Origin of the sequence: Dactylosporangium fulvum, from assembly GCF_025137375.1 — a bacterium.
Lineage (GTDB): Bacteria > Actinomycetota > Actinomycetes > Mycobacteriales > Micromonosporaceae > Dactylosporangium > Dactylosporangium fulvum.
On the sequence record NZ_CP073720.1, the window covers coordinates 6,484,356 to 6,503,006 of the forward strand.

An 18,651-nucleotide genomic window follows, 5' to 3' on the forward strand; every position below is an offset into this window, starting at 1 on the left:
GTGACGAACCCCCTCACCCTGCGCTCGATCTCCGCCGCCGTCGGCGACCTCGGCTGGCGGTACGTCCTCGGCACGCTGCGCGCCTCGGTGCCCGTCGGCTCGGTCCGGCAGGCCGCCGAGGTCGCGGCCCGATGCGTGACGGTCGCCGGGGACGACGCCGACGGGCACCTGTGGCTCGACCTGCGCCACGACCACGTGGTGCTGACCCTGCAGACACTCGGTGCCGCGGCCGTCACCGGGCGCGACGTCGAGCTCGCCGTCCGGCTGACCGGCTCGCTGCGCGAGCTGGACCTGGACCCCGCGCCCGCCGGGACGCAGTTGCTCGAGCTGGCGATCGACGCGCTGGACATCGCCGCGATCCGGCCGTTCTGGAAGGCGATCTTCGCGTACGAGGACGAAGCGGGCTGGACCGGCGGGACGCAGGCGCCGATCGTCGACCCGCTGCGGCTCGGCCCGGCGGTGTGGTTCCAGCAGATGGACGTGCCCCGCCCGCAGCGCAACCGGATCCACTTCGACATCTCCGTGCCGCACGACCAGGCGCAGGCCCGCGTCGACGCGGCCCTCGCCGCCGGTGGTGTCATGGTGTCGGCCGACCGGGCGCCCATGTTCTGGATCCTCGCCGACGCCGAGGGCAACGAGGCCTGCATCACGACCTGGCAGGGACGCGACTGATGTTCGCCGACGCCCACCTCGCCTCCCTCGTCGGCGGACCGGCGACCCGGTCCACGCGGGAGGACGTGCCGGCACTGCGGCAGGCCTCCCGGGACCGCGCCGCGGCACGGCCGGCAGGCCCCGGAATGCCGGTCTCCGACGGGGTCGCCGGCGGTGTCCCGGTCCGGACGTACCGGCAGCAGGCCGGAACCGTCGTCTTCGCGCACGGCGGCGGGTTCGTCGTCGGCGACCTCGACACCCACGACGCCTTCTGCCGGCGGATCGCGGCGGCCACCGGCCGGACCGTGGTCGCGGTCGGCTACCGGCGCGCCCCCGAGCACCCGTTCCCGGCCGCCGTCGACGACGTGGCCGCCGTCGTCGAGCACGCCCTCGGCCACGGGCCGGTCGTGGTGGCCGGCGACTCGGCCGGCGGCTTCCTGGCGATCCAGGCCGCACTGCGCTTCCGGGGTCGTCTGGCCGGCCAGCTGCTCGTCTGCCCGCTGGCCGACGTCACGCTGGACCAGCCCAGCGTCGCGGAGAAGGACACCGGCTTCGTCCTGGACATCCCGGAGCTGCGGGACTGGATCTCCTGGTGGGCCCCGGCCGGCGCGGTCAACCCGCTGGAGGCCGACCTCACGGGGCTGCCGCCGGCGGTGGTGGTCACCGTCGAGCACGACCCGCTCCGCGACGGCGGCAACCGGTACGCGGCGCGGCTGCGGGAAGCGGGCGTGCCCGTACGACACCGGGAAGAGGCGGGGCTCGTGCACAACTTCCCGACCCTTGCCCACGTCTCCCCCGGCTCGGCAGCGGCCGACCAGCGGTTCCTCGCCGACGCCGCGGAGCTGGTGGCTTCCCGACACGATCACCAGTCGTACAGGAACAGTTGCTAAGGTCGGCGACGCGCGAGATCCGCAAAACCGCAAGAGGGAGAAGCCCGTGGGACTGTGGGACAAGGTCAAGGGCGAGTTCATCGACATCATCGAGTGGCTCGATGACAGTCGCGACACGATCGTCTGGCGCTTCCCGCGTTACCAGAACGAGATCAAGATGGGCGCCAAGCTCATCGTGCGCGAGTCGCAGACCGCCGTGTTCGTCAACGAGGGCCAGGTCGCGGACGTCTTCACCCCCGGCACCTACACGCTGCAGACGCAGAACCTGCCGATCCTGTCGACGCTGAAGGGCTGGAAGTACGGGTTCGACTCGCCGTGGAAGGCGGAGGTCTACTTCGTCAACACGCGCCAGTTCACCGACTTCAAGTGGGGTACGCAGAACCCCGTCATGATGCGCGACGCCGAGTTCGGCATGGTCCGGCTGCGGGCGTTCGGTGCGTACGCGCTGCGGGTCGTCGACCCGGAGAAGCTCCTCCGCGAGCTCGTCGGCACCGATCCGCAGTTCCGCACCGAGGAGGTGTCGGAGTTCATCCGGCAGCTCATCGTCGGCCACCTCGGTCCCGCCCTGGCCACCGCGCAGGTGCCGGTGCTCGACCTCGTCGCGCAGCAGCTCCTCATCGGCCAGAAGCTCGCCGGGGTGCTGACCCAGGAACTGTCCGGCTACGGCGTGCAGATCCCGAAGTTCATCATCGAGAACATCTCCCTGCCGCCGGAGGTCGAGGAGGCCCTCGACAAGCGCACCTCGATGGGCGTGCTGGGCAACCTGGACGCGTACACGAAGTTCCAGGCCGCCAACGCCATGGAGGACGCCGCGAACAACCAGGGCGGCGCCGGCGAGGGCTTCGGCCTGGGCCTGGGCATGGCGGCCGGGCAGCGGATGGCGAACGCGCTCAGCCAGCCCGCGCCGGCACCCGCGGCCCCGCCTGCGGCACCGGCGGGACCGCCGCCACTGCCCCAGCAGGACCAGTGGTTCGCGGGCATCAACGGCCAGCAGGCCGGCCCGTTCGACCTCAACACGCTCGGTGCGCAGGTCCGGTCGGGCGCCATCGGCCGCGGCACGCTGGTCTGGAAGAACGGCATGGCGCAGTGGACCCCGGCCGAGCAGGTGCCCGAGCTCGGTCCGCTCTTCGCTGCCGTCCCACCGCCCTTCCCGCCGCAGGGCTGAGCCGTGGTGTTACAGACGCAGTACCCGTGCGCCGGCTGCGGCGCCAACGTCGAGTTCGCGCCCGGTACCTCGGTGCTGCGCTGCCCGTACTGCGGGCACGAGACGCAGCTGGCGGCACCCACGCGTCAGGTCCGCGAGCACGACTGGGCCCAGTTCGCCGGCCTGCCCCGCAAGCCGGTCGCACTGCTGGCCAAGCACGTCTTCAAGTGCCGGAACTGCGGCGCGGAGACCGAGTCCGACGCGATCTCCGACCGCTGCCGGTTCTGCGGCGCGGCCGTCGTCGCCGAGGTCAACGCGGGCGACCAGGTGGTGCCCGAGGCGGTGCTGCCGTTCGCGCTCGACAAGCGGCAGCTGCGCGAATCGCTGGGCAAGTGGGCGTCGTCGCGGTGGTTCGCGCCCAACGGGCTCAAGAAGGTCACCGAGGCCGAGTCCGCGAAGAGCACGTATCTGCCGCACTGGACGTACGACTCCCGCACGATCTCCCACTACCAGGGCCAGCGCGGCGAGCACTACTGGGAGACCGAGACCTACACCGAGAACGGTGAGACGAAGACCCGCCAGGTGCGCAAGACGCGCTGGTACCACGCGAGCGGCACCGTCGGGCGGGCGTTCGACGACGTGCTCGTGACGGGCACGACGAAGGTCACGCAGAAGCACCTCGACGACCTCGAGCCGTGGCCGCTGACCGACGCCGAGCCGTACCGTCCGGAGTACCTCGTGGGGCACGAGACGCTGCGCTACGACGTCGAGCCGGAGACGGGCCTGGAGAACGCGAAGCGCAAGATGGCCCCGATCATCGAGCGCGACTGCCGGGACGACATCGGCGGCGACGAGCAGCGCGTCGACCACGTCAACACCGAGTACCACGACGTGACGTTCAAGCTCATGCTGCTGCCGGTGTGGCTGGCCTGCTACGTCTACGCCGGCAAGACCTTCAACATCCAGGTCAACGGCCGCACGGGCGAGGTGGCGGGCGAGCGCCCGTACAGCACGGCGAAGATCGCGGCCGCCATCACGGCGGGTGTGCTGCTGATCGCCGTGATCGTGTTCTTCATCTGGTACGGCAAGACGCACTGACGTCAGGGCGGGCCGGGCAGCTCCACCGCGGTCCGACCGCCCCGGGCGCGGAGCCACCCGGCCAGGTCGGTGGCGCCGCTGCGGATCGCGGCGTCCAGCGGGGTCAGGCGCTCCCACGGCGGGAGCCAGTTGAGGTCCGCGCCGCGGTCGAGCAGGTGCGCCGCGGCCTCCTGCCGGCCGCCGTGGCAGGCGCCCCAGAACGCCCGGGTGATCTCGGCCGGCGGAACATCGGCGGCGAGGCACTCGCGCAGGCGGTCCATCAGGCCCAGCGTCGCCGCGTGCCACAGCGTGGTCCGGGCGCCGCGCTCGACCAGGCGGTGGGCGGCCCGCCATTGTGCGAACGCCGTCGCGTCGTCCAGCGGGGTGCCGCCGGCGATGACCGCGCCGGGCGCGTCGATGTCGGCGCCGGCGTCGAGCAGCGCGTCGAGCACCTCGACGTCGTCGCAGCTGGCGGCCCAGTGCAGCGGCGTCTCGGTGTGCGCGCCGGTGAACCGGGCGTTGACGTCGGCACCCGCCGCGACCAGGACGGCGACCGTCGAAGGGCCGTTCGGGAAGTGGCCCGGCCAGTCGGTCGTCACGTGCAGCAGGGTGCGGGGGCCGAGCCGGGCCGTGGCCAGGCCGGGGTCCTCGGCCAGGAGCCGGCGCAGGGTCGCGACGTCACCGGCACGGATCGCCGCGGCGGCGGCCTCGGGCACCAGCATGCCACCGATCTTAAGGACGGGTTCTTCGACGCGCTGGTGCTGCGGTCGAAGCGGACGCCCTATCCGTTTGCGGTGATCTGAAGCACGTGGGTGGGGCGGAAGCCGAGCAGCGTCTCGATCGCGGTGGTGTCGATCGGGGTGGCCCGCCCGGGAATGGGGGCGCGGATCGGGGTGTCCGGGTGGTGGCGGCGGATGAGCTCCTCGGTCGGCCACGGCGCCATGGTCTCGGCGGCGGCGAGGAACACCGGGTGGAAGCCGGTGACGGGCCGCGAGACGGCGAGCCGGACGGCCTCGGCGGCGTCGTCGACGTGGAGGTACGCCCAGGAGTCGCGGGCCATGGCCGAAGCGTCGTCGCGCACCCGCTTCGCCTGCTCTTCGAGCCGGTCCCAGTCGCCGGTGAACGGGAAGCGCATCGCGACGACGTCCATGCCGTACCGGCGGTGGACCATCGACCCGATGGCCTCGTCGACCTGCTTCGACAGCGCGTACGGGTCCTCGACCTGCAGCGGCGCCTGCTCGTCGAGCGGGTAGTACGGCGGGTGCAGGTCGTGCGGGGAGAACGCCGTGCCGAGCATCGCGTAGCTGCTGGCGAGCACGGCCCGCCGCACACCGCGGCGGGCCGCCTCCTCCAGCACGACGAACGTGGCGCGGGTGTTGCCGCCGAACACCTCCAGGGGCGTGCCGAACGCCGGCGACGGCAGCGCGGCGAGGTGGACGACGGCGTCGGCCCCGCCCTCGAACACGTCGGCCACGGTCCCGGGATCGCCCGCGGACCCGACGATGAGCCGCTCGACGGGCAGCGTGGCGGGCTCCAGGGACAGCCCGACGACCGACATGCCCGCCGACGCCAGCCGCCGGACGACCGCCCGCCCGATGTTCCCGCCCGCCCCGGTGACGACGATCCTCACGGTGCTTCCAGGGCACCGTCGGGGCGGCGGACGACCGCGGCCCAGCGGTCGAAGAGGAACTTCGTCGGCGGGTACTTCGCCGCTTCCCGCTCGTCGAGGTCGACGCCCCAGCCGGGCTCGTTCGACGGGTACATGTAGCCGGCCGTCACGTCGGGGCAACCGGGGAACACCTCGTGGGCGGCCTCGTTGTACTCGTGCGACTCCTGGAACCCGAACGCGGGGCTCGACACGTCGACGGCGAGGTTGGCGGCGACGCCGATCGGCGACACGTCGGCCGGCGAGTGGAACGCGGTCCGCACCCCGCACAGCTCGGCGAGCGCGGCCAGCTTGCGGGTCGGCGTGAGGCCGCCGACGGCGGAGGTGTGCAGCCGGATGAGGTCGACGCCCCCGTCGCGGATCAGCCGCGCGGCGTCGACGACGGAGCCGAGCTGCTCACCGACGGCGAGCGGCACCGGCGAGGCGGCCCGCACCTCGGGGAGCCGGTCGTAGTGCTCGGACGGGATGACGTCCTCGAGGAACGACAGGCCGTAGGGCTCCAGCGCCCGCGCCAGGACGATCGCCTGTTTCGGGGTGAGCCGGCTGTGGACGTCGTGCATGAGGTTGATCTCCCGGCCGAGCCGCTGCCGGGCCGCCTCGAACAGCGACGGGGTGTTGCGCAGGTACCGCTCCGGGTCCCAGCCGTCGGGGTTCGGCGAGCCCGGGTAGTGGCCGCCGGTGCCGGGGGCGCCGTAGCTGCCGAGGCCGGGCTCGCTGCGCTGGAGGCGGATGTTGCGGTACCCCTGGGCGATGAGCCGTTCGGCCTCGTCGAGGACCTCGGCGGTGTCGGCGCCGGACGCGTGGGTGTAGACCTCGATTCCGCCCCGGACCCGGCCGCCGAGCAGTTCGTGGACCGGCATGCCGGCGCGCTTGCCGGCGATGTCCCACAGGGCCTGGTCGAGGCCGGAGAGGGCGTTGTTGAGCACGGGGCCGTTGCGCCAGTACGACGAGAAGTGCACCGTGCGGGTGATGTCCTCGATGTCGGCGGGGTGCCGGCCGACCGCGAGCGGGCCGACGTGCTCGGCGACGGCGGCCGCGACCGCCGCGTAGCGCTGGGTGAACGTGGCGCAGCCCAGCCCGTACAACCCCGGCTCGGAGGTCTCGACCTTGACGACGACCAGCGGCAGCCCTTCCGGTGCGGTCACCACCGGCCGGACGGCGGTGATCCGCAGTTTGTCCCGCGCCGGCCACGGCGGCTGTGCCTCGGGCAGGCCACCGTTCGCGTCCAGCAGATGGTTCGGATCGTGGTCTCCGGTCACCAGGTCGCCCTTCTCCCGATCATGTGTGCGCTAACGTTACCGCCGTGTGTATGACGGTGCGGGTTCTCGAGGTGGGCGGCAGTCACGTGACTGCGGCCAGTGTGCTGCTCGCCGAGCGGCGCGTGGTGGATCGGCAGCGGCACACGCTCGACCCCGCCCAGGACGCGCACACGATCATCGGGGTGCTCGCCGACGCCGCGAAGCGCCTCGGCCCGGATCCGGCGGACCGGTGGGCGGTGGCGGTTCCGGGCCCGTTCGACTACGCGGCCGGGGTGTCCCAGCATGCGGGCGTCGGCAAGTTCGACGGGCTGCGCGGGGTGAACCTGCGGGTGGCGCTGGCGGAGGCGATCCCGGCGGATCCGGCGTCGTTCACGTTCGTCAACGACGCCGACGCGTTCCTGCTCGGCGAGTGGCTCGACGGCGCGGCGGCCGGCGCGGCGCGGTGCGTGGCGATCACCCTGGGCACGGGCATCGGCTCGGCCTGGCTCGCCGACGGGCGGATCGTGGCGGACGGCCCCGACGTCCCGCCCGACGGGGAGATCCACTTCTGTGCCGTCGACGGGGCGAACATCGAGGACCTCGTGTCGGACCGGGCGCTGATCAGGGCGTACCGGGAGCGGACCGGGACGACCGTCGACGGCATGCGGGGCCTGGCCGCCCTCGCCCGGGGCGGCGACACGGCCGCGCGGCAGGTCGTCGGCGACGCGTTCGGGGTGCTGGGCGGGCTGCTGACCGGCTGGCTGCACCGGTTCGGCGCCGAGGTCGTGGTCGTCGGCGGGTCGATGACCGGGGCCTGGGACCTCATCGAGCCGGCGCTCGGCCTCGACGTGCCGGCCCGCCCGGTGACCGACACGGAGCACGCGGCGCTGCTCGGCGCGGCGTACGCGGGCGCCCGGTGAGCGCTTGATCCCACGGCGATGCCGTGCGGGGGCCGGGGTGTTGCGAGCCCGGGCAGCGGCCGGCGCGGCCCCGGGCGCGGGCGATCATCGAAGCGGCCGGCTGGCGAGCCACGACCCGTCGGCGGTGAGCCGGCGTGGCGGGCCGAACCCGGCCTCGCCGACGGCTTGGGTGAGCTCGTCCTCGGTGAGGCGCCGGGCCGTGAACGTGTGGCTCCACCGGCGGTCGCCGACGTGGTACCCGACGGTCGCCGTGAGCAGCGGGCCGTCGCGGTGCGGGGCACTCAGCACGTAGCGGATGCCGTCGCGTTCGGCGTCCGACGGGGCCACCGTGTCGAACCACGCCGGTGGGTGCCACTGGACGACCAGCGTGCCGTCCGCGGTGACGTGGCGGCGGGCACCGGCGAGCAGCGCCGCGCGGACGGCCGGATCCGGGGTGTTGACCAGGTGGCTGGCGAGCAGCACCACGTCGAAGCGCCGGCCGAGGTCCGCCGTTTCGATCGGGGTGCACACGGTCGTGACGTCCGCCGCGTGCGCCAGCATCTCCGGGGACGTGTCGACGCCCGTCACGGCGTGGCCGAGCGCGGCGAGGCGGCGCAGGATCCGGCCCGTGCCGCAGCCGAGCTCCAGCACCTCCGCGCCGGGCGGCACCGCCGCGTGCACGATCTCGGCCTCCCCGGACGGCGGGAGCAGCGCGTAGAAGCCGACCGGGGAGCCGTCGGGCGCGGTCACGCGCCGGCCAGGGCCCGGACGTAGGCGAGGTTGTCGCGGGTGCGCTCCTCCAGCGGTACGGCCGTGGAGAAGTCCTCCAGCGTGACCCAGCCGTCGTAGCCGGCCTCCCGCAGCGCCCGGAGGTAGGCGCCCACGTCCGCCTGGCCGGCGCGCAGCGTCGCCCAGTCGTGTGCCCACGTCACGGTGCCGTCGTCGGCCGTCGCCACCGGCTGCCACGCGACGTTCTTGACGTGGACGTGCTGGAGGTATGGGCCGAGCAGCTCGAACGCCGCCCGGTGGTCCTCGTGGCCCTCGATCACGAGGTTGCCGAGGTCGTGGATGACGCCGATCGCCGCCGGGTCGAGACCGTCGACGAGCCGCAGCGCCGACGACGCCGACGCGGCGATCGTCTCGTGGTGCAGCTCCACCAGGACCGTGACGCCGTGCTCCCCCGCCAGCGCCGTCGCCCACTCCAGGTCCTTGCGGGCCCCCTCGAACAGGTCGCGGTAGTGGCCGGTCCGCAGCAGCGGCATCGTCACCCGGACCCGGCCGGCGCCCAGCGTGGCGGTCGCGGCCAGGAGGCGGGCCACGTCGTCGCGCTCGAACGACCTGGCGTAGCCGCCGATGCCGGAGAACTCCAGGCCGGCCTCGCGGGTGAGGCGGGCGATCTCCGGCAGGTCCGCCTCGAGGCCGGTGAGCGGCCAGGTCGCCCGGTTGCCGGCCCAGAAGCCCGGCTGCGGGGCGTCGTCCTGATCGGTGACGCGCCACTCGACGCCGTCGTAGCCCTGCTCGGCGAGCTTGCGCACCGCCTCGGCCGGGGTCCACTCGGGCGTCGACGCGGTGAAGACCGAGAACCTCACACCATCTCCTCAACACTCGGCTCGACGTCGTCGTGGACGCCGTCGAGGACCTGCTCGAAGTCGACCGGCCGGCCCAGGGTCGCCGACACGTACACGGCACGGACCAGCGCCAGTGCCAGCAGGCCGTCGGCGACCCTGACCCCCGGTGGACGGCCGTCGTCGATGGCTTCGACGATGTCCTGGTACTGCCGCAGATGCCCGACGACAAACCCGTCGGGCGCCTTCGGCGCGCCGAACAGCTCCTCGGCCGGCACGAGTGCCCGGGTCTGCGCCGGCGCCGCGACGCCGGGCCGGTCGGCGGCGAAGAAGTACTCCAGCTGGTCGTCGTGCAGGACGGCGGACCCGTGCGTGCCGTGCAACTGCAGGCGGACCGGCAGCCCGGGCGGGGCGCTGGTGGTGGCGTGCAGCACCGCGAGGGCGCCGCCGGCGAACCGGACGGTGGCGACGGCGAGGTCCTCGACCTCGATCCGCTCGTGGGACACCCGCGCGGTCCGTGCGTACACCTCGACCGGCCGGCCGAGCAGCGCGAGCATCTGGTCGACGAGGTGGATGCCCTGGTTGGCCAGGGCGCCGCCGCCGTCGAAGGCCCACGTGCCGCGCCAGTCGGCCGAGTCGTAGTACGCCTGCTCGCGCCACCACGGCATGGACACGACGGCGGAGGTGAGCCGGCCGAGACGGCCCTCCCGCACGGCCCGCTGGACGGCGACCAGGGCCGGGTCGAACCGGTGCTGGCTGACGACCGAGCAGACCAGTCCGCGGGCCTCCGCCTCGGCGGCGACCTTCGCGAACGCGCGGGCCTTGGGCAGGGACACGTCGAGCGGCTTCTCGACGAGCAGGTGCGTGCCGGCCCGCAGCGTCTCCTCGGCCGCCTCGACGTGCAGGCCGCTCGGTGTGCAGACGGCGACGAGATCGATGCCGGTCGACGACAGCGCGTCGGCCAGCGTCGAACACACCATCGGTGCGGGGTCGAGCCGTGCTGCCAGCGCCTCGGCCACCGACGGGACAGCGTCCACCAGCGCCGCGACCCGCAGGCGGGGATGGCGCACGATCGCGTCGGCGTGATTGCCGCCGATGATGCCGGCGCCGACGATCGCCACGTTGAGCATCTACTTGACCCCTCCGGCCGTCAGGCCACCGACCAGGAACCGCTGGAACACGAGGTACAACACCACCACCGGAAGCGCGCAGACCAGCGCCGAGGCCATCAGCTGACCGTAGACCGGGATCGCCCCGCCCTCCTGGGTCGCGCCGAAGACCTGGAGGGCCACGGCGGCGGTACGGCTGTCGGGGTTGGTCATGACGGACGCGAACAGCACGTCGTTCCAGCCGAGCAGGAACGCGAAGATGCTGGCCACGACGAGACCGGGCCAGCTGAGCGGGATCACGATCGAGCGCAGGATCCGCCACGACGAGGCGCCGTCGAGGCGGGCGGCCTCGTCCAGCTCGTGCGGCAGCCCCCGCAGGTACGTGACCATCACCCACGTCGAGAACGGCAGGGCGAACGTCAGGTACGTGACGAACAGCGCCCACCGCGTGCCGATGACCTGGATGCCCAGGATCGTGGCGAGGTTGGCGAACAGGACGAAGACCGGCAGCAGCATGAGCGTGCCGGGGATGCTCTGCAGGGCGAGCAGGCCGCGCAGGACGAGGCCGCGGCCCAGGAACGTGAACCGGACGAGGACGTAGGCGGTGGCGACGGACACGACCGCGCAGACGATCGCGACCGTCCCGGCCACGAGCACGCTGTTGCCGAGGCCGGCGCCGAGCTCGACCGTCGACCAGATCTTCGCGTAGTTGTCGAAGTGCCACGCCGACGGCCACACCTCGCCGCGGGCGACGGCGAGGTCGTCGTTGACGGACGCGAACAGCATGTAGAGCACCGGCGCGAGCGCGAACACGAGCAGCAGCGCGATCGTCGCGACCTGGACCGGTTTCGGCAGGAGCCGCTGGACGTCAGCTTTCATCGCGGTTCAGCCTTACCGCGCGCAGGTAGACCGCCAGCGGGATCGCCACGAGCAGCAGCGACAGCACCGCCATCGCGGCGCTCAGCCCGAACCGGAAGTTCTGGAAGCTCTCCACGTAGGTCAGCACCGGCAGCACCTCGACGTCGTGCGGGGCGGGGACGCCGAACAGCACGAACGGCAGCGTGAAGTTGTTGAGGTTGTGCAGGAACGAGATGATCAGGCCCAGGGCGAGGACCCCGCGCAGGTGGGGGAAGATGACGTACCGCAGCTTCATCCACCAGCCGGCGCCGTCGAGCGCGGCGGCCTCGTGGACCTCCTCGTTGATTCCCTGCAGGCCGGACAGCGCCAGCAGGTAGACCAGCGGCCATGACGTCCACAGCTGCACGACGACGAGCGCCCAGTAGCTTTTCGGGCCGTTGAGCCAGAGGTACTGCTCGCCGAGCAGCGTGTTGGCGGGGCCCTGCGGCTGCAGGATCGTGCGCCACACCGTCCCGACGACAAACGCGGGCAGCACGTACGGGATGAGGAACGCCGAGCGGACCAGCGCCCGGCCGGGGAACCGCTGCTGGGTGGCGAGCGCCGCGGCCAGCCCCACCGGCAGGGTCGCCACGGTGACCAGGGCGGAGTAGCCGACGCTGACCCGGATCGCGTGCGGCAGCGCCGTGTCGGTGACCGCCTCGACGTAGTTGTCGAGGCCGATGAAGGGCGCGCCGGTCCATTCCCGCAGCGTGTACTGATCGAGGTCGAGCAGCGACACGAGCAGCGCGACGGCGAGCGGCACGAGGATGACGACGACCATGAGGACGCCCCCCGGCGCCAGCATCCACAGGGGACGCTGACGCCGGCTGACGGCCCGCTTGCGCACCGGCGGCGTCTTCGTCGCCGGTCGTTCGACGATGGTGACGGCCATCTATCTACTTTGTCTTGTCGATGGCGTCCTGCGCGGCCTTCTGCGCGTCGGCCACCAGGGACTTGAGCTTCGCCTCGTCGACCTTGCCGGCCTGCAGGCCGGGGATCGACTGGACCACGACGTTGACCAGCGCCAGCTGCACCTGGCTCCAGGCACCGCTGAACGGCGTGCCCGCCGACTTCGACGACGAGTCCACGATCGCCGCGAGCGCCGGGTCGGCCTGCAGCTTCTTCGCCGCCTCCGCGTTCGTCGGCAGCTCACCGAACGTCTTGTAGTACGACTCCTGCTGCTCGGCGCTGGTCAGCAGCTTCACCAGGGCGAGCGCCAGGTCCTTGTTCTTCGTGTACTTCGCGACGACGAGGTTGTCGCCGGACAGGATGCTGGTCGCGCCGACCCCGTTGCCGGGCCGGCTGGTCGCGCCGGGCGGGACGGTCGGCATGACCGCGTAGGCGTACTTCCCGGCGACCGCCGACTTGTCCAGCGTCACCTTCGACGTGGCCGACACCATCGGCAGGAACGCCGCCTTGCCCGCCCCGAACTCGGCGATGGCCTGCGCGTTCTTCCACCCGACCGCGGCCGGGTTGACGACCTTGTCGGTGGCGAGCCAGCCGAGGTAGGTCTGGTACGCCTTCAGCGTCGCCGGGTCGTCCAGCGACGCTTTCTTGTCCTTCACGAGGGGGTTGCCGGCCTGGACGCTCATCGCCCAGATGAACTTCCACGGGTCGAACCCGTCGGCGTAGGCGACCGCGAGGCCGTAGTTGCCCCCGGTGGTCAGTTTCTTCGCCTGCTCCAGCAGCCCGTCCCAGCTGTCGGCCGGCTTGTCGATGCCTGCGGCGCTCAAGAGCTCCTTGTTGTACGCCATGACGAACGGCCTGCTGGTGAACGGGATCCCGACCTGGTGGTCGGCGTCCGGTCCGGAGATGCCCAGGGTCGCCGGCAGGAACGCCTCCTTGCCGCCGGCCTTCTTCCAGTCGTCGTCCTTGAGCTCGAGGAAGGCCCCGGTCGCATACGCGGTCGGGGTGAACGTCGTGCCGAGCGAGTAGATGTCCGGGCCCTGCCCCGACAGGACCGCGGTCTGGATCTTCGTCAGCTCGTCGTTGGGCGAGGCGAACGTCTCGAACTTCACCTCGGCGCCGGTCTGCGCCTTGAACTTGTCGTTGATCGCGGTGAACCACTGGCGCTGCTGGTCGGGGTAGATCGTGTTGGCCTGCACCAGCACGTTGAGCGTCTTGCCGGCGCCGCTCTCGGCATCGGTGGAGTCATCGCCGCCACCGCAGGCTGCCAGTGACAGGGTCAGGGCGGTGGCCGCGGCGAGGAACTGCAGTCGCTTCATAAGGGGGTGTCCACTCCTCTGTGAGCGGGGTGCACCTTCGGTCTGGGGGTGTCGGGGTGCATCGATTCCGGACGCTAGCAACGCCGCTCAGAGGGTGGCAATCGTTTGCCAACGTTTGCCAAAGTCTGCTTTGCTGTCGGCCATGCCCCGCGCACACCAGTCCGGGTCCGGTGAACGCCCCGTCACCATCAACGACATCGCGGCGGCGACCGGGGTCGCCGCGTCGACGGTCTCGCGCGCCCTCAACAACCCCGGCCGGGTCAACCCCGCCACCCGCCAGCGGATCGAGGCCGCCGCACGCGAGCTGCGCTACGTGCCGAACTCGCAGGCCAGAGCGCTCAGCTCGGGCCGCACCGGCGCGATCGCCGTCCTGGTCTCCGACGTCACGAACCCGTTCTACTTCGACGTGCTCCGCGGCACCCAGCAGCAGCTCAAGGCCGCCGGATACGCGCAGCTGCTCATCGACACCGAGGACTCCGGCGAGCTCGAGGCCGAGATGCTGCACAAGATGCGCCGCTCCCTCGACGGCGCCATCCTCGCCGCCTCCCGCCTCCCCGACCGCGCCCTCGCCAAACTCGCGGAGGAGATCCCGCTCGTCACGATCAACCGCAACGTCCGCGGCGTGCCCAGCACGATCATCGACACCCCCGCCGGCATCCACCAGGCCGCCGAGCACCTGATCTCGCTCGGCCACCGGCGCATCGCCTACGTCTCCGGCCCCGAGCGGTCCTGGCCCAACGAGGCTCGCTGGCACGCCGCGCAGGACGTTGCCGCCCGCCACCGCCTCACGTTCATCCGCGTCGGCCCCTTCCCGTCCGGCCGCCGCTCCGGCACGGCCGCCGCCGACGCGGTCCTCAACACCGGCGTCACCGCCTGCATCGTCTTCAACGACCTGCTCGCGATCGGCATCCTGCAACGCCTCCGCGAACGGTCGGTCCGCGTGCCGGAGGACCTCAGCGTCGTCGGCTGTGACGACATCTTCGGCGCCGACTTCTGCCACCCGCCGCTGACGACCCTGACCGCCCCGATCGAGCAGGCCGGCCGCGTCGCCGTGTCGATGCTGCTGTCACGGCTGGACCGGACCGCGGCCCCGACGATGCGCCAGTCGGTGATGCTGCCGGTCCACCTCACGGTCCGCGGCTCGACCGGCCCGGCCCACCGCTGAGTCACCACGCTCCGGAAAACCTCGTCGGCAGGCTGCGTTCTCAGGGCTTGCGGGCCACCGCGCCGTACATCGCCACGTCCGTCACCGGCGGGCGGTCCGCCTCCGGGACCGTCGGGCGCCAGTCGATGATCGGCACGATCCCCGGATCGACCAGCTCCAGGCCGGTGAAGAACTCCGCCACCTGCTCCTTCGTGCGAGGCATCGCGTCGAACCGCAGCCGGCCCGCCCGCATCTCCGCCTCGGCGTGCGCCCTGACCTCCGGCGACGCCAGGTCACTCGTGCCGTGCGTCAGCACGAGACAACTGCCCGACGGCAACGGGTCGAGCAGGCGGCGCACCGTCTCATACGGCCTGTCGTCGTCGAACAGGAAGTGCACGATCGCGATCAGCATCACCGCGACCGGCCGGTCGAGGTCCAGCGTCCGCCGCAGGTCCGGGTGCGCCAGGATGCCGTCCACATCCCGCAGATCCGCGTCGATATACGCCGTCGCGCCCTCCGGCGTGCTCGTCAGCAACGCCCGGGCATGGGTCAGCACGATCGGGTCGTTGTCGACGTAGACGATCCGCGACTCCGGCGCGATCGCCTGCGCAACCTCGTGCGTGTTGTCCGCCGTCGGGATGCCCGTGCCGATGTCGAGGAACTGCCGCACCCCCTGCTCCGCGACGAACCGCACGGCGCGGCGCAGGAAGCGCCGGTTCTCGAGCGCGGTCGTCCGGATCGCCGGATACACCGCGGCGATCGCGTCACCGGACTCCCGATCGGCGGCGAAATTGTCCTTGCCGCCGAGCCAGTAGTTGTACCGGCGGGCGGGGTGTGCGGTCGTCGTGTCGATCCGGTCGAGGTCGCTGTGGCTCACGCCGTACACCTTATACATCGAAAGGCGTCGGCGTGGTCACCTCGTCAGGCGACCCAGCATGGCCGACGCGACGATCACGGCCAGCGCGGTCGAGCCGACCAGCACCACCGCGTCCAGCGCCAGGTGCGCCGGCGTGCCGATCAGCAGGCCGCGCAGCGCGTCGACCTCGTAGCTGAGCGGGTTCACGTGGTTGAGCACCTGGAGCCAGCCCGGCATCACCGCCACCGGATAGAGCGCGTTCGACGCGAAGAACAGCGGCATCATGATCGCCTGTCCGATACCCATCATCCGGTCGCGCTTCAGCACCAGGCCCGCGAGCGTGATCGACAGGCAGCAGAAGAACGCCGATCCCAGGACGAGGACGGCGGCGGTACCGAGCAGCCGCAGCGGATCGGCGGTGAACGCGACACCCAGCAGCGCCGCCAGTACGATCACCACCACCGCCTGCACGAGCGCCCGGATCCCGGCCGCGAAAGCCTTCCCGGTCACCAGCGCCGCCCGTGGCGTCGGCGTGACCATCAGCTTCGCCAGCACCCCGGCGTCACGCTCCCAGATGATGTGGATGCCGTAGAAGATCGACACGAACAGCGCCGACTGGGCGAGGATCCCCGGCGCGAGGAAGTCGAGATACGGGATGCCGCCGGTCGGGATCGCCCGCAGATGCGTGAACGTCTGACCGAAAATGATCAGCCACAGCGCGGGCTGGATCGCCCGGGTCACCACCTCGGTCCGGTCCCGGCGCAGCTTCTGCAGCTCCACCAGGCACATGGCGACCACCCGCGTCCACAGCGCGCGGACCGGCCGTTCCCGTGTGTCAACCGAGCCGGCGTGCGGTACGGCGAGCTGTGCGGACATCACTGAACCCCCCTGCGTCGAGATCGTCACCGGTGTACGAGCGGAACACGTCGTCGAGGCTCTCCCCCGCCGTCTGCGCGATCAGCTCGGCCGGCGTGCCGAGGGCCCGGATCCGGCCGCGGTGCATCAACGCCACGCGGTCGCAGAACTCCTCGGCCTCCTCCATGTAGTGCGTCGTCACCAGCACCGTCATGCCCGTCTGCGCCCGGACCTCGGTGATCCGCTCCCACACCCCCGCCCGCGCCACCGGGTCGAGCCCGATCGTCGGCTCGTCGAGCACCAGCAGCCGGGGCGCGCTGACCAGGGCCTGGGCCAGCTCCAGCCGGCGGATCATCCCACCCGAATACGTCCCGGCGGGCCGGTCCGCGGCATCGCTGAGCCCCATCGCCTCGATGACCGCGTCGGTACGTTCCCTGCGTTCGCGCCGGGGAACGTCGAAGAGCCGCGCGAACAGGGCCACGTTCTCCCGCCCGCTGAGGCCGGCGTCGGCGGAGAGGGCCTGCGGCACATACCCGATCAGCCGCCGGACCGCCATCTTCCGCTTCCGGACGTCGAACCCGAACACCTCGACGGTCCCCTGCTGGGGCGGCAGCAGGGTGGTGAGGATGCGGATGGTGGTGGTCTTGCCGGCGCCGTTCGGTCCGAGCAGCCCGAAGACCTCCCCGGCGGTGACGGTGAGGGAAAGCTGATCGACGGCGAGGACCTCCTTGAACCGGTGGTTGAGTCCGTCGATCCGCACGGCGTCACTCATCGATGGTCCCCTTTCGCCTGTTCACGCCCGTCGGCCGGGGCACTCCTCCGCCGGTCCTCGTCCACGCGGTGCCCACCGCCACCACCTCTTCCGCGTCCTAGGAAGCTAGGATGTGATGGGTCGGAGGGAGGTCGGCTTGCGGCGGCTCCGGGCGGACCGGAACTGGGCGCGAGCCGGGCGTGGAGACCTTCGGCCGCTGCGGGGACGGACTTCGAAGTGGACGGGGCGGGCATCTCTGCGCCGGCCGCCGGGCCTGACGAAACGACCCCGGCCCCCGCGCCCGGCGAGGACCCTGCACCCGGCGACGGTGCGGACGGGGCGGGCGCCTCGGCGCCGGCCGCCGGGCCTGACGGAACGCCCCCGGCCCCCGCACCCGGCGACGGTGTCACGCCCGGCCGGGGACTCACGGCCATCGCATCCGGCAGAGGCGCCGCGCCGGGCCGGGAACCCACGACACCCACGTCCGGTGCAGGCACCACACCCGACCGGGAAACCGCAGTCCCCGCATCCGGCGAGGGTGCCGCGCCCGCGGAACCGGTCGCCCGGCCCGTCCGGAGTGCCGCGCCGCCGGAGGAGGGCGGCCCGGCAGCCTCCCCGGACGGCTCCTCCGTCTCGGACAGCAGGTCGGTCAGGTTGGCCAACGCGGGCAGGGCCGCTTCCAACGCCGCGCGGTCCGTCGGCGAGAGCCGGGTCAACACCGACGACAGCAGCTGCAACCTCGCCGCCCGCCACGACGACAACCGGGCCGTCGCGGTGTCGGTCAGGAACAGGCGGGCCGTGCGCCGGTCGGCGGGGTCCTGCTCGCGCCGCAGGAGGTCGGCCTCCGTCAGCTGGTTGACCAGCGTGCTGACCGAGTTGCCGGCCAGGTGGAGGGACTGGGCTGCGGCCGTGACACCGATGCCGGGCGTCGACTCGACGATCCGCAGCAGCTCCAGCTGGCTGCCGGTCAACGGCAGGCGATCGAGATCGACACGGAGCCGGCGACGCAGGACGCGACGAACCGCGTTGAGCTGCTCCGACAGCCTGCCAGCCAACGCCAGGTGATCCACACCTTCACAATACCTCGTTAGCAGAGCTAATTATAGGGAACGAAGATGCTGATCACGGGCGGCGCTCCGGCCCGTCCGGCCGCCGCGCGGGAGCGGCTACTGGACGGTCTCGGCGAGGTGGGCCGGCCGGCGGACGAGCCGCGACGGAGCAGTTGGGCCGGCGAGCGAACGACCAAGGCCGGCGTTCTTGGTCGCGTCCGCCCCGGCGTCGACCGCTGCGCCCTTCAGGGTTCCGCACCCGTGATCGCGAACTTGCCGCAATCATGGCCAAGCGCCGACCGGCGACCACGGGATCGAGCGGCCAGTTTCATGATCCCGGAGCGTTTGTGTAGCCATGGGTGCCTGTTGCGTAATTCGCTGGGACAGTGTTGGCGGCCCAACTACGCGCCGATCTTGGAGTTGTGGCGCCATGAACCTCCGAATTTGTCCGGGTTTGTCAAGGACCACAACTCCAAGATCGGCGCGGTTGTCGGGGTTGACGCGCGAGGGATCCGAATTGCGCAACAGGATCCAGGAGTCCCGCACAACGCCCGTGATCATGAAACGGTGGCCGAACCGCCCGACCACCCCCTAAACGCGACTGTTGGCGGCGCGGAGTGATCATGAGCGATTGG

At 72.0% G+C, this 18,651-nt stretch carries 19 protein-coding genes; 6 read left to right on the plus strand and 13 right to left on the minus strand.

Annotated features, from left to right (window positions below):
• From Dfulv_RS29955 to Dfulv_RS29970, 4 genes are read left to right on the plus strand one after another with little or no spacing between them, the layout of a single operon-like run.
• Positions 1-672, plus strand: a complete 672-nt coding sequence (locus tag Dfulv_RS29955) for a VOC family protein (protein WP_259857074.1) — start codon at positions 1-3, stop codon at positions 670-672.
• The gene (locus Dfulv_RS29960) at positions 672-1,541 is read left to right on the plus strand and encodes an alpha/beta hydrolase (RefSeq protein WP_259857075.1); all 870 of its coding nucleotides are present in this window, start codon (positions 672-674) and stop codon (positions 1,539-1,541) included. Before Dfulv_RS29955 ends, Dfulv_RS29960 begins: the two co-directional genes overlap by 1 nt.
• Before the next feature lie 46 nt (positions 1,542-1,587).
• Positions 1,588-2,706 carry an SPFH domain-containing protein gene (locus Dfulv_RS29965; protein WP_259857077.1) on the plus strand — a complete coding sequence of 373 codons (1,119 nt, stop codon included), beginning with the start codon at positions 1,588-1,590 and terminating at the stop codon, positions 2,704-2,706.
• A 3-nt stretch (positions 2,707-2,709) separates the two neighbouring features.
• Entirely contained in the window at positions 2,710-3,783 is a 1,074-nt protein-coding gene (locus Dfulv_RS29970; RefSeq protein ID WP_259857079.1) for a hypothetical protein, read from the plus strand.
• Between the two features lie 2 nt (positions 3,784-3,785).
• On the opposite strand, the gene Dfulv_RS29975 is transcribed toward Dfulv_RS29970, so the two are convergent.
• The 3 genes from Dfulv_RS29975 to Dfulv_RS29985 are packed head-to-tail and all read right to left on the minus strand — an operon-like array spanning position 3,786 to position 6,687.
• Positions 3,786-4,484 carry an ankyrin repeat domain-containing protein gene (locus Dfulv_RS29975; protein WP_259857082.1) on the minus strand — a complete coding sequence of 233 codons (699 nt, stop codon included), beginning with the start codon at positions 4,482-4,484 and terminating at the stop codon, positions 3,786-3,788.
• Between the two features lie 59 nt (positions 4,485-4,543).
• Positions 4,544-5,392, minus strand: a complete 849-nt coding sequence (locus Dfulv_RS29980) for an NAD-dependent epimerase/dehydratase family protein (RefSeq protein WP_259857084.1) — start codon at positions 5,390-5,392, stop codon at positions 4,544-4,546.
• Positions 5,389-6,687 carry an enolase C-terminal domain-like protein gene (locus tag Dfulv_RS29985; protein WP_259857085.1) on the minus strand — a complete coding sequence of 433 codons (1,299 nt, stop codon included), beginning with the start codon at positions 6,685-6,687 and terminating at the stop codon, positions 5,389-5,391. Before Dfulv_RS29985 ends, Dfulv_RS29980 begins: the two co-directional genes overlap by 4 nt.
• A gap of 50 nt (positions 6,688-6,737) precedes the next feature.
• Here Dfulv_RS29985 and Dfulv_RS29990 point away from each other — a divergent pair, with 50 nt between their 5' ends.
• The gene (locus Dfulv_RS29990; RefSeq protein ID WP_259857086.1) at positions 6,738-7,586 is read left to right on the plus strand and encodes an ROK family protein; all 849 of its coding nucleotides are present in this window, start codon (positions 6,738-6,740) and stop codon (positions 7,584-7,586) included.
• 84 nt (positions 7,587-7,670) lie between these two features.
• On the opposite strand, the gene Dfulv_RS29995 is transcribed toward Dfulv_RS29990, so the two are convergent.
• Genes Dfulv_RS29995 through Dfulv_RS30020 form a run of 6 tightly spaced genes read right to left on the minus strand, consistent with a single transcriptional unit; the run spans position 7,671 to position 13,361 of the window.
• Complete coding sequence (locus Dfulv_RS29995; protein WP_259857087.1) at positions 7,671-8,315, minus strand: class I SAM-dependent methyltransferase; 645 nt, start codon at positions 8,313-8,315, stop codon at positions 7,671-7,673.
• A complete protein-coding gene (locus Dfulv_RS30000) occupies positions 8,312-9,154 on the minus strand; it encodes a sugar phosphate isomerase/epimerase family protein (RefSeq protein ID WP_259857088.1) in 843 nt (280 codons plus the stop codon). Before Dfulv_RS30000 ends, Dfulv_RS29995 begins: the two co-directional genes overlap by 4 nt.
• Positions 9,151-10,260, minus strand: coding sequence for a Gfo/Idh/MocA family protein (locus tag Dfulv_RS30005; protein ID WP_259857090.1), 1,110 nt, complete (start codon positions 10,258-10,260; stop codon positions 9,151-9,153). The genes Dfulv_RS30000 and Dfulv_RS30005 overlap by 4 nt, the downstream gene beginning before the upstream one ends.
• Positions 10,261-11,118: a carbohydrate ABC transporter permease gene (locus tag Dfulv_RS30010; protein WP_259857092.1), complete on the minus strand. Its 858-nt coding sequence runs from the start codon at positions 11,116-11,118 to the stop codon at positions 10,261-10,263.
• Positions 11,108-12,028: a carbohydrate ABC transporter permease gene (locus tag Dfulv_RS30015; RefSeq protein WP_259857094.1), complete on the minus strand. Its 921-nt coding sequence runs from the start codon at positions 12,026-12,028 to the stop codon at positions 11,108-11,110. The genes Dfulv_RS30010 and Dfulv_RS30015 overlap by 11 nt, the downstream gene beginning before the upstream one ends.
• Positions 12,029-12,032: 4 nt before the next feature.
• Entirely contained in the window at positions 12,033-13,361 is a 1,329-nt protein-coding gene (locus tag Dfulv_RS30020) for an ABC transporter substrate-binding protein (RefSeq protein WP_259857096.1), read from the minus strand.
• A gap of 142 nt (positions 13,362-13,503) precedes the next feature.
• Here Dfulv_RS30020 and Dfulv_RS30025 point away from each other — a divergent pair, with 142 nt between their 5' ends.
• Entirely contained in the window at positions 13,504-14,526 is a 1,023-nt protein-coding gene (locus tag Dfulv_RS30025) for a LacI family DNA-binding transcriptional regulator (protein ID WP_259857098.1), read from the plus strand.
• Positions 14,527-14,566: 40 nt separating this feature from the next.
• On the opposite strand, the gene Dfulv_RS30030 is transcribed toward Dfulv_RS30025, so the two are convergent.
• Genes Dfulv_RS30030 through Dfulv_RS30045 form a run of 4 tightly spaced genes read right to left on the minus strand, consistent with a single transcriptional unit; the run spans position 14,567 to position 18,037 of the window.
• Positions 14,567-15,400, minus strand: a complete 834-nt coding sequence (locus Dfulv_RS30030; protein ID WP_259857101.1) for an SAM-dependent methyltransferase — start codon at positions 15,398-15,400, stop codon at positions 14,567-14,569.
• Between the two features lie 18 nt (positions 15,401-15,418).
• Complete coding sequence (locus Dfulv_RS30035) at positions 15,419-16,237, minus strand: ABC transporter permease (RefSeq protein ID WP_259857104.1); 819 nt, start codon at positions 16,235-16,237, stop codon at positions 15,419-15,421.
• Positions 16,197-16,988, minus strand: a complete 792-nt coding sequence (locus Dfulv_RS30040) for an ABC transporter ATP-binding protein (RefSeq protein ID WP_259857105.1) — start codon at positions 16,986-16,988, stop codon at positions 16,197-16,199. Before Dfulv_RS30040 ends, Dfulv_RS30035 begins: the two co-directional genes overlap by 41 nt.
• The gene (locus tag Dfulv_RS30045; protein ID WP_259857106.1) at positions 16,985-18,037 is read right to left on the minus strand and encodes a MarR family winged helix-turn-helix transcriptional regulator; all 1,053 of its coding nucleotides are present in this window, start codon (positions 18,035-18,037) and stop codon (positions 16,985-16,987) included. Before Dfulv_RS30045 ends, Dfulv_RS30040 begins: the two co-directional genes overlap by 4 nt.
• Between the last annotated feature and the right edge of the window lie 614 nt (positions 18,038-18,651).